This is a genomic window from Ferruginibacter sp., from assembly GCF_031430955.1.
In the GTDB taxonomy this organism is placed as follows: domain Bacteria; phylum Bacteroidota; class Bacteroidia; order Chitinophagales; family Chitinophagaceae; genus Ferruginibacter.
This window is the reverse complement of record NZ_JANPCM010000650.1, coordinates 1-8,138: the sequence shown is the minus strand read 5'-3', so window position 1 is coordinate 8,138 and position 8,138 is coordinate 1. Positions and strand designations below refer to the sequence as shown.

Here is an 8,138-nt window from a genome sequence, read left to right as displayed (position 1 = left end):
GTAAGGATTATTCAAGTCCACCCAATAGCCCATTTTTTGGGTGATATCGTCCCATTTATCTTTAAAGCGCATTACTACTTCACGGCACTTTTTGTTATAATCTTCTACGCTTATTTTTTTGCCGATATCTTCTTTTGTAATGCCCAATTCTTTTTCTACACCTAATTCTATTGGCAGGCCATGCGTATCCCAACCGCCTTTGCGCTTTACCTGAAACCCCTGCATGGTTTTATAGCGGCAAACCAAATCTTTTAAAGTACGGCTTATAACATGGTGAATACCAGGCATACCATTAGCACTTGGCGGCCCCTCGTAAAAAACAAAAGGAGTTTCGCCTTCTCTAAGCTCCACACTTTTTTCAAAGGCATGGGCCGCATTCCATTTTGCTAAAATTTCCTCCGCAATGGAGGGTAAATTCAACTGATTATATTCTTTGTATCTGGCTGCCATATAATTTCCTGTCTTTGGTATAATTAGGTTATAATACCGTATTAAAAATTAAGTGTGCAAAGGTAATAAAATAGCCTGTGTGTAAATTGCATAATTATAAAGATGCAGGATACCCCGTTAATAAATCATAAGAATGTACGGCGTATTTTTCATTTTAAAGCCTGGTACAATTACGGTTGCATTATTTTTTTGCATAAATATTTTGTCGTAGAACTTCGTGAAAGCCACGATGGCATTGATTTTCACCCTTAGTTATCCACATTTTTGGCCATTGGCATAGTATTGGTAAATAATGAACAAGCGGATATTTTGTATAGCGAAGTTTACTAAAAATTTGTATTGCAAATTCCTAAAATATATAAATAGTAGTTTTCCAATTCCATTGAAATAAAATTATTTTTAAACACAGTAGTGTTTAAAGTTTTTGCTGGTTTAGGGTTTTATTAGGGTAAAGACGGGAGTATTCCTACTCCCGTCACATTTTAAATATATATCAGCATTGGTTCCGTTTTTAAAATTCCATATCCCGAATAATACCAGTTTAATATCCGAAATAACCAATAAAATTTTATCTGAGAAAAGTCAAATTTCTTATTAAGTGCTTGGTAACATTTGTACATGAAAAAGGCATCCACAAAAAATGGATGCCTTTTCATTTAAGTTATTTGTGTTTAAAACTTTGCTCCAACACTTATAAACATATTTCTTCCATCGGCAGGTAATGCACCCGGCCCGGGATAACCTCCCGAACGGCGGGTGAAATATACAGCATTGGTTAAATTATTAATGCCGGCCTTTACACTAAAGTTTTTTGCAAATTTATAAGACGCACTTAAGTCAATAATGGAGTAAGATGGTATTAATCCATTATTTCCATTTGCGGCAGGCGTAACTGAATTATTAGCATCGCTAAAAGTTTTGCCAACACTACTAAGTTGTGCAGTAAGTAAAAAAGTTTTATAACCACCCGTTATACCGCCACGAAAAATATTTTGTGGTGCATTCTCCAGTCTCTTTCCTTTTGTTGCAGCATCTTTATGGTTACCGGCATACCTGGCATCTGTATATCCGTAACTGCCAAATATCAGTAATTCTGTATGCTTATTTTTTGTAAAAGCCCTTAAAACATTAAACTCTGCATATCCTTCAAAACCCTTGCTGGTACTGTTACCTACATTGGTTATAAGCCGGTAAGATGGAGTGCCTGCCACAGTAATGGTGCCTATCCGGTTGTTGTACTGCAAATAAAATGTGCTGATATCAAATTGAAGAAAGTTTTTAATTTTTCCCCTGTAACCCAAATCAATATTATAGCCTTTTGAATCCAGTAAATTTTCATCTACCACATCGGTGGTTGGGGGTGCCTGTAAATTAGCAAATTGAATGGGGCGGTAAGCCTGTGAAAAATTAGCGTAAACTTCTGTTGAATTGGTTACATGATATTCTGATCCTATACCGGCAAGTATAAAACTGCGGCTGCGTTTAATATTTTGCAATTTTATTTCGGTGCCTGATGTGGTGTATCCATTTCTGCCCGATGCATTGCCCTCCAGCCATTCGTAACGTATGCCGGGTATAATTAAAAATTTATCAGTAATACGAAAAATATTTTCTGCAAATGCTGCAGCATTATTTGATTTAAATTCAATATCCCTTAAATAATCACTCACTAATGATACATCATACTCCGTTCCGGTTGTTCCCTTACCATCAGCAAAACGGTGAGTGGTACCGGTATATAAACGTATGCCCCCGGAGATAGTATTTTTTAAATTTCCTAAATTGTAATCTGTAATGATGCGGCTTTCTAATCCGTAATTTCTGTACTCATCAATTTGTACTGTACGGTTATTGTAATTAAGAGTTGAGGGGTTAATGCTGTCTTTTATGGCAATGGTTTGCAAAAATCCAACACTGTTTCTGTTACCGATAGTGGAAAATAGTTTGGTATTCCATCTTGTTTTTTCATTAAGGTTGTAATTAAGGATCAATGCAGGTGTCGTCCATTTAATATCAAACCAGTTACGGCTCCTAAAACTTTGCTGTGCATTTGTATTAACATCAGCATCGGTTAATCCTCCAGGCTGCTGGCTGCGTACATGTGAGTGCATTACCTCGGCAGTTAACGAAAGTTTTGGCGTAAAATAATAAGTAACGGTACCAAAACCGGAATTGGTAAAATAGCGGCTGTTTTGTCTCCAGCCATCACCATTTCTATGGTCAAAAAAAGAATAGTAATGCAATTTTGCAGTTTTGCCACCAATAGCATTGTAGCTGTTAAACAGTGCATTGCTGCCCACTGTTTGCTGTGTTTCAAATTCAAATTTTTTCTTTACTTCACTGCCATTGCGAAGAATATAATTTACCAATCCGCCAAACTGCGGACCGTATTGTAAAGAGCCCTGGCCACGTACTACTTCAATTCTTTGTACGGCCTGTAACTGTGGGTTATAATAAGCTTCGGGATAACCGAAAGGGTCTGCGGCAATATCGTAACCATTTTGCCTGATGTTGAATTCCCAGCTCCTGTTAGGGCTTAAGCCACGGGCTGCAATACCAATCTGGATACCGCTTGGGTCGCTTTCCCAAATATGTATACCAGGTACTTTTGCCAAAACCTGGCGCATGGTATTGGTAACTACATTTCCCTGTACATTATCTAAAACAATTAAAGCATTTTTTTTACCGGCATAGATAGAAGTACCTACAATTTCGGGCATTTGCTGGTAATCGCTTTTGCTTCCCCTGCCTACTACGGTTATATCGGGTAAATATTTATGAATGGGTTTGGTAGAATCATCGTTAAAAACTTTTTTGTCCTGTTGTGCTGTTGCAATTAATGAAGCAGTTGCCATTACTGTAAAAATCCAAAATCTCCTGAACATAGTTTATAATATTTTAGAACACAAAGATGCCCTGTAATATTTAACTATACTTACGGAAAGAGGAAACGCATTTACGCAAAAGGATAATTAGCGTAATAATAATTCGCAGGGCTTAATACCCGTGTGTTTTTTAAACGCAGTGCTAAAATGGGAGATAGAGGAATAACCCAGCAGAGCAGATACTTCAGTTACGCTAAGGCCTTTATCGTACAATAAATATTTTGCATGCTCCATTCTTTGGGTTTGATAAAAATCAAAAATGGTGGTGCCGAATAATTCTTTAAATCCTTTTTTAAGATAACATTCGTTGATGGCTACTTTACGGCTGAGTGCCTTTATGGTTAAAGGTTCGCCTATATGTTGCAGTAATATTGCACGGGCATTAGTAATTTTTTCCCTGTCATCTGCATTGGCCAGAAACTTACAGGTAAATTTTTCTTCCGGATCACCCATCATACAATCCATACTGTACAGCAACAAGATTTGTGTTTGGGCATTTAAAAAAATATTTTCTAAACTCTCTGTGTAAGTATGATTGAGCAAAGCTTCAATAGCCATTCTGGTTTTAGCGCACAAAGGAAGAATTTTACTAAAAGAAGTATTATGCTCAAACGAAAGTACATTATCCGAAAGCGTAGCATTTTTTTTACCGCTGGTGAATTGCTTTAGGTAAGAAGGTGAAAAAGTAAAGCTCAATACATCCACACTGTCCACTTTTTCTACACAGGTTTTTGAAGAATTAAATTTACAAAAATCGCATTCCGTTTTTTTCTCCCTGCAATACACATTACCGCTAACACAAAACTTTAATTGAATGTAATCTTCGGTGTGGTTGTTTTTTTCGGTATGATAAATAAGCATGCCTGTATCATCAATATTCCATTGTGTTTCTTTTGCAAATCTTTTTATAGAATAGTTTACACTGCCCGGTATTTGCTTTTCCTTATGCATTAATAGCTGCATTTGGTTTTGCATTAACGGCTGTTTGTATGCAATTTCTAATATGTCGGCGTGGTCATTCATTTTGCAAATGCAAAGATAAGGCATCTTAAATTTATCTGTCGCATGAGATAAATCATCTTCCAAATTTTCCGCTTTTCGCCAATGATAATTTTGTGGAAAAGATATACATAATTAAGCCAGTTTTAAGCCATAATACTTCTACAAAACCCCCTGTTTTTCCTTATATTTGCCGATAATCGAATTTAAAAAAAATAAAGACAGATTTATCCCATTTATGAGCACAGAAACAGTAGAAAGAACCGCAGCACAAAAAGCCAGTTATGGCGCAGACAGTATCCAGGTTTTAGAAGGTTTGGAAGCCGTACGTAAACGCCCCGCCATGTATATCGGCGATATCGGCGTAAAGGGTTTACATCATTTAGTATATGAGGTGGTGGATAATTCCATTGACGAAGCATTGGCCGGTCATTGTAAAAATATTACCGTTACTATTAACGAAGATAATTCCATCACAGTTGAAGATGATGGCCGTGGTATCCCTACTGGAATGCACACGAAAGAAAACCGCAGTGCATTAGAAGTAGTAATGACGGTATTGCACGCCGGTGGTAAGTTTGATAAAGATTCTTACAAAGTATCCGGTGGTTTGCATGGTGTGGGTGTAAGTTGCGTAAATGCTTTAAGCAGTAAATTAATTGTAACGGTAAACAGGGATGGTAAAACATTCGATCAGGAGTATGCAACTGGTATCCCTCAATATTCAGTTAGAGAAATTGGAACATCCGATACTCATGGCACTAAGGTACAGTTTTGGCCTGATCTCACCATTTTTACATCAGGCATTTACAACAGGGAAATTTTAGAAGGCCGTTTAAGGGAACTATCTTTTTTGAACAGAAAAATAACCATCATAATAAATGATTTAAGGGAGATGGACGATGATGGCAAAGCCTATACCAACACTTTTTACAGCGAAGGTGGCATTGTGGAGTTTGTACAACTGATTGATAAAAACGCTAACCGTTTACCATTAATTCCGCAAGCTATTTATTGCGAAGGGCTTGATAAAGGTAGTAATGTAATGGTTGAAGTGGCCATGATGTATAATGCCGGTTACCAGGAGCATCTTTTTAGCTATGTAAACAACATCAATACTATTGAAGGTGGTACACACGTAGCAGGTTTTCGCCGCAGTATTACACGTGTGTTTAAAAGCTATGGCGAAAAGCAGGATATGTTTGCAAAGGCCAAGGTAGAAATTGAAGGTGATGATTTTAGAGAAGGGTTATCAGCAATCATATCTGTAAAAGTACCCGAGCCACAGTTTGAAGGGCAAACAAAAACCAAATTAGGCAACAGTGAAGTGATGGGTGTGGTAGATTCTACTTTAAGCCGTGTGCTGGAAGCTTTTTTAGAAGAAAACCCAAGAGAAGCAAAAACCATTATTCAAAAAGTAATATTAGCAGCACAGGCAAGGGCAGCGGCACGTAAGGCAAGAGAAATGGTGCAGCGCAAAAGTGTGCTTACTGGTGGTGGTTTACCCGGCAAGCTTGCTGACTGCAGTGATAAAGACCCGGGAAGATGTGAGTTGTTTTTAGTGGAAGGAGACTCGGCGGGAGGTACTGCAAAGCAGGGCAGGGACAGAAGCTACCAGGCCATACTGCCATTACGTGGTAAAATATTGAACGTAGAAAAAGCAATGGAACATAAAATTTATGATAATGAGGAGATAAGAAATATGTTTACCGCACTGGGTGTAAAAATTGGTACACCCGAAGATCCAAAAGCATTAGATGTTTCCAAACTTCGCTATCATAAATTAATTATTATGACGGATGCTGATGTGGATGGAAGCCATATCGCCACCTTAATTCTAACTTTTATTTTCCGTTACATGAAAGAATTGGTAGAGCAGGGAAATGTGTACATTGCCCAGCCGCCTTTATATCTTGTAAAAAAAGGAAAAGAACAGGAATATGCCTGGACTGATGAAGAACGTAAAGGGTTAATACAATTATTTGGACAGGGAAAAGATGAAAGTGTAAATACACAACGCTATAAAGGTTTGGGAGAAATGAATGCAGAACAATTATGGGAAACCACTATGAACCCTGCAACAAGAACATTAAAACAGGTAACCATTGAAAGTGCCGCCGAAGCCGACCGAGTGTTTAGTATGCTGATGGGAGATGAGGTGCCACCCAGAAGGGAATTTATAGAAACACATGCGAAATATGCTAAGATTGATGTTTAAATCAGCTTAAAATGATGGGTTAATACAAAAAGTTATTAAGATTTCTAATTACATAATTAGGCAAATAAAATGGGGGCTTTAAGTTCCCATTTTTAATTCAGCATAGTTCCGGCTATCCGCTGCAATCTTTTGCCCTGCCCTTAAAAGCCCTGCTGCAAAAGGATTTACGCTGCTATCCGGCAGCCCGTCAACGGTAATTTGTAAGCTCAGCTTTTAAATTTAGCAGTTTATATCCTTTGGCAAGGCAATTGCATAAGTAGGTTACATTGTGGAAAATCAAGCTGTTTTATACGGGCGGGTTTTGGTAAATCCGCTATTTTAAGTAGCTTGTAGCTTGAAGCACACTACTTCAACCCATATTTACTAACAATAAATTCAAAAAAAATGAGCAACATGATCACAGCCTATTGCATGAAAACCAAAGAAAAAAATGTTCCCATGCAGGATGCTAATATTACTAAAACTTCACGTGGCGGTTATATGGCACAAGGGCACGATGGTAAAGGAAACAAAATGACCACTATGCTTAGCGAAGCAAATGCTTTAAAAGCAGTTGCAGATGGTGTAGCAAAAAAAGGATGGTAAATTTTCTTTTAAGTTTAATAACCACATTACAAAAGAGGCTGTTTTTTAAAACAGCCTCTTTTAATTTTTGTGCTAAAAAAAATATTAGTGCTTAATTATCCTGAAACTTGATATACCACTATTATCCTTTATAATAATTGTATAAACACCTGCAGCAAATTCTTTTAAACTTAGCTGTTGTTTTCCGGCTTGTAACTTATTGTTTTCCAAAACCACCTGTCCGCTTCCGTTAACAACAGTTAATTTACTATCATTAAAATTTAGTGGCATCGAAACAGTTACTGCATCAGATGTAATAGTTGGGTAAACCTGAATTTGTTTTTTACCGCAGCTAACATTAATATTTTTAGAGGCAGTGTACACTGCACTTCCATTAATATTTTCCGACATCACCCTGTAAATATTGCTGCCTTCAAACGCTTTTGCATCGGTAAAATAATAATTAGATACAACAGTTGATTGCTTGGGTAAACACTCATACACTATTTCCCATTTATTGTTAATCAGTTTTTGTAAATAATATTTTTTTATGGAACCTTCTGCATTGGCAGCCCATTTAATGGCTACTTCGCAGGCTGAGTTTACATAGCCATCAAAACTGTTTAGCAATATGGGTAAAGCTGATGCTTCGGATGCAAAAGTAAAAGGGCTGTAACTGTTTACCATTATACTGGTAACCGAGCCTGTTACAGTATTACCTGTACCAACACCACCCTCACTAATCCAGCTTGCGCCGGTAAAATGCCCCACTCTTAAACCTGCAGGTATGCTGTGGTTCAATGGATTTCGGGCATCGTTCCATTTAAGTGTAATGTTAGCGCCGGATGCTCCAGATGTTCTGTCGAGTGTCCAGTATTCTTTATCAAACACACTTACTAATGGCGCTGTTACAGCTAAAGAAGAATAACCTGCACCAAAATATTTGCATTGAAAAGCCGATTTGGATATTGATAATTTAAGTACCAGCTCAGTTTTTCAATGCAAATATTTTGGTGCAGGTT

Annotated in this window: 6 protein-coding genes; 2 read left to right on the top strand and 4 right to left on the bottom strand. The window is 37.4% G+C overall.

Going from position 1 to position 8,138, the window contains the following annotated elements:
• From ACY65O_RS18435 to ACY65O_RS18425, 3 genes are all read right to left on the bottom strand, one after another.
• On the bottom strand, positions 1–450 hold a 450-nt coding region (locus ACY65O_RS18435), incomplete at its 3' end, for a class I tRNA ligase family protein (RefSeq protein ID WP_462222328.1).
• 671 nt (positions 451–1,121) lie between these two features.
• Positions 1,122–3,335: a TonB-dependent receptor family protein gene (locus tag ACY65O_RS18430; RefSeq protein WP_462222327.1), complete on the bottom strand. Its 2,214-nt coding sequence runs from the start codon at positions 3,333–3,335 to the stop codon at positions 1,122–1,124.
• Between the two features lie 87 nt (positions 3,336–3,422).
• Entirely contained in the window at positions 3,423–4,310 is an 888-nt protein-coding gene (locus ACY65O_RS18425) for a helix-turn-helix domain-containing protein (RefSeq protein WP_462222326.1), read from the bottom strand.
• Between the two features lie 262 nt (positions 4,311–4,572).
• On the opposite strand from ACY65O_RS18425, the gene gyrB reads away from it, so the two are divergent.
• Together gyrB and ACY65O_RS18415 are read left to right on the top strand one after the other, a co-directional pair.
• Complete coding sequence (gyrB, locus tag ACY65O_RS18420; RefSeq protein ID WP_462222325.1) at positions 4,573–6,552, top strand: DNA topoisomerase (ATP-hydrolyzing) subunit B; 1,980 nt, start codon at positions 4,573–4,575, stop codon at positions 6,550–6,552.
• 384 nt (positions 6,553–6,936) lie between these two features.
• Positions 6,937–7,137 (top strand): hypothetical protein, encoded by a 201-nt coding sequence (locus ACY65O_RS18415; RefSeq protein ID WP_462222324.1) that lies wholly within the window; start codon positions 6,937–6,939, stop codon positions 7,135–7,137.
• A gap of 84 nt (positions 7,138–7,221) precedes the next feature.
• Here the strand turns inward: ACY65O_RS18415 and ACY65O_RS18410 are convergent, their stop codons facing one another.
• The gene (locus ACY65O_RS18410) at positions 7,222–8,007 is read right to left on the bottom strand and encodes a T9SS type A sorting domain-containing protein (protein WP_462222323.1); all 786 of its coding nucleotides are present in this window, start codon (positions 8,005–8,007) and stop codon (positions 7,222–7,224) included.
• Positions 8,008–8,138: the final 131 nt, after the last annotated feature.